This window comes from Pseudomonas sp. ICMP 8385 (assembly GCF_002699915.1).
Taxonomy (GTDB): domain Bacteria; phylum Pseudomonadota; class Gammaproteobacteria; order Pseudomonadales; family Pseudomonadaceae; genus Aquipseudomonas; species Aquipseudomonas gessardii.
In genome coordinates this window covers 1-2,453 of the sequence record NZ_LKBY01000006.1, presented here as the reverse complement: position 1 = coordinate 2,453, position 2,453 = coordinate 1, and the positions used below count along the sequence as shown (strand labels likewise).

The following is a 2,453-nucleotide window of genomic DNA, read 5'->3' as shown; positions in this document are numbered from 1 at the left end:
GGTACCGATAAAGTCACCACCGTCGTGACGGATACCCCGAGCACCGATAACACCACCACCGTCACCCTGACCGCGCCAAGCGCCGTCAACGAAGGTGGCAAGATCACCTACACCGCCACCTTGAGCAACAAGGCTGACACCGACGTCACCCTGACACTCGACAACAAACAAACCATCACCATCAAGGCCGGTGAAACTATCGGTACCGTGACGGTGGATGCCCCTGGCGATGACGTATTCATCGACAAGAGCACCCAGACCGTCAAGATCACTGACACCGCCGGCGGTAACTTCGAGAAGCTCGTGGTGGCTGGCAATGGTGCGACTACCACGATCAACGACACCATCGACAAAGTCGATGTCCATCAAGGCCGGTGAAACCGTCGGTACCGTGACGGTGGACGCTCCAGGCGATGACGTATTCATCGACAAGAGCACCCAGACTGTCCAGATCACCGACACCGCCGGCGGTAACTTCGAGAAGCTCGTGGTGGCTGGCAATGGTGCGACTACCACGATCAACGACACCATCGACAAAGTCGATGTGGTGCTGACCGCAACCAAAACCGTGGGCGAAGGCGGCCAGATCGTCTACACCGCCACGCTTGTGGATAAAAACGGCACACCGGTGCTGAACACCACCGGCCCGCTGACTATCACCCTGGATAACAAACAAGTCATCACCATCGGTGTGGACCAATCGAGCGGTACTGTTTCGGTTGTTCCACCGGCCCGCTGACTATCACCCTGGATAACAAACAAGTCATCACCATCGGTGTGGACCAATCGAGCGGTACTGTTTCGGTTGTGGCCCCGGATGATGTGTACAAAGGCGATCAAACCGTTACTACCGGCATTAAAGAAGTCACCGGCGGCGAGCACTTTGAAAACCTGGTTCCAGGTACCGATAAAGTCACTACCGTGGTGACGGATACACCGGGCACCGATAACACCACCACCGTCACCCTGACCGCGCCAAGCGCCGTCAACGAAGGCGGCAAGATCACTGCACCGATAACACCACCACCGTCACCCTGACCGCGCCAAGCGCCGTCAACGAAGGCGGCAAGATCACTTACACTGCCACCTTGAGCAACAAGGCTGACACTGACGTCACCCTGACACTCGACAACAAACAAACCATCACCATTAAGGCCGGTGAAACCGTCGGTACCGTGACGGTGGATGCCCCTGTCCCTGACACTCGACAACAAACAAACCATCACCATTAAGGCCGGTGAAACCGTCGGTACCGTGACGGTGGATGCCCCTGGCGATGACGTCTTCATCGACAAGTCTTCGCAAACCGTCCAGATCACCGACACCGCTGGCGGTAACTTCGAGAAGCTCGTGGTAGCAGGCAATGGCGCCACCACCACCATCAACGACACCATCGACAAGGTTGATGTGGTCCTGACGGCCACTAAAACCGTGGGCGAAGGCGGCCAGATCGTCTACACCGCGACCCTGGTGGATAAGAACGGCACACCGGTGCTGAACACCACTGGTCCGTTGACGATCACCCTGGATAACAAACAAGTCATCACCATCGGTGTGGACCAATCGAGCGGTACTGTTTCGGTTGTAGCACCGGATGATATCACCCTGGATAACAAACAAGTCATCACCATCGGTGTGGACCAATCGAGCGGTACTGTTTCGGTTGTAGCACCGGATGACGTGTACAAAGGCGACCAGACTGTTACTACCGGCATCAAGGAAGTAACTGGCGGCGAGCACTTTGAAAACCTGGTTCCAGGTACCGATAAAGTCACCACCGTCGTGACGGATACCCCGAGCACCGATAACACCACCACCGTCACCCTGACCGCGCCAAGCGCCGTCAACGAAGGTGGCAAGATCACCTACACCGCCACCTTGAGCAACAAGGCTGACACCGACGTCACCCTGACACTCGACAACAAACAAACCATCACCATCAAGGCCGGTGAAACCATCGGTACCGTGACGGTGGATGCCCCTGGCGATGACGTATTCATCGACAAGAGCACCCAGACCGTCAAGATCACCGACACCGCTGGCGGTAACTTCGAGAAGCTCGTAGTCGCAGGCAATGGCGCAACCACCACCATCAACGACACCATCGACAAGGTCGATGTAGTCCTGACGGCCACTAAAACCGTGGGTGAAGGCGGCCAGATCGTCTACACCGCGACCCTGGTGGATAAAAACGGCACACCGGTGCTGAACACCACTGGTCCGTTGACGATCACCCTGGATAACAAACAAGTCATCACCATCGGTGTGGACCAATCGAGCGGTACTGTTTCGGTTGTAGCACCGGATGACGTGTACAAAGGCGACCAGACTGTTACTACCGGCATCAAGGAAGTAACTGGCGGCGAGCACTTTGAAAACCTGGTTCCAGGTACCGATAAAGTCACCACCGTCGTGACGGATACCCCGAGCACCGATAACACCACCACCGTCAC

At 56.4% G+C, this 2,453-nt stretch carries 5 protein-coding genes; all 5 read left to right on the top strand.

The window, feature by feature from the left end; all coding sequences use genetic code 11:
• Positions 1–378, top strand: a 378-nt coding sequence (locus AO268_RS33035; RefSeq protein ID WP_257154332.1) for an immunoglobulin-like domain-containing protein, incomplete at its 5' end; no start/stop codon positions are given.
• The gene (locus AO268_RS33030; RefSeq protein ID WP_257154331.1) at positions 359–739 is read left to right on the top strand and encodes an immunoglobulin-like domain-containing protein; all 381 of its coding nucleotides are present in this window, start codon (positions 359–361) and stop codon (positions 737–739) included. The genes AO268_RS33035 and AO268_RS33030, both read left to right, overlap by 20 nt.
• Positions 740–807: 68 nt before the next feature.
• Positions 808–1,038 carry a hypothetical protein gene (locus AO268_RS33025; protein WP_257154330.1) on the top strand — a complete coding sequence of 77 codons (231 nt, stop codon included), beginning with the start codon at positions 808–810 and terminating at the stop codon, positions 1,036–1,038.
• Entirely contained in the window at positions 1,035–1,232 is a 198-nt protein-coding gene (locus AO268_RS33495) for an immunoglobulin-like domain-containing protein (protein WP_373562110.1), read from the top strand. Before AO268_RS33025 ends, AO268_RS33495 begins: the two co-directional genes overlap by 4 nt.
• Positions 1,186–2,453 (top strand): immunoglobulin-like domain-containing protein (locus tag AO268_RS33020; RefSeq protein WP_373562109.1); only part of this gene is annotated, 1,268 nt, incomplete at its 3' end. The genes AO268_RS33495 and AO268_RS33020, both read left to right, overlap by 47 nt.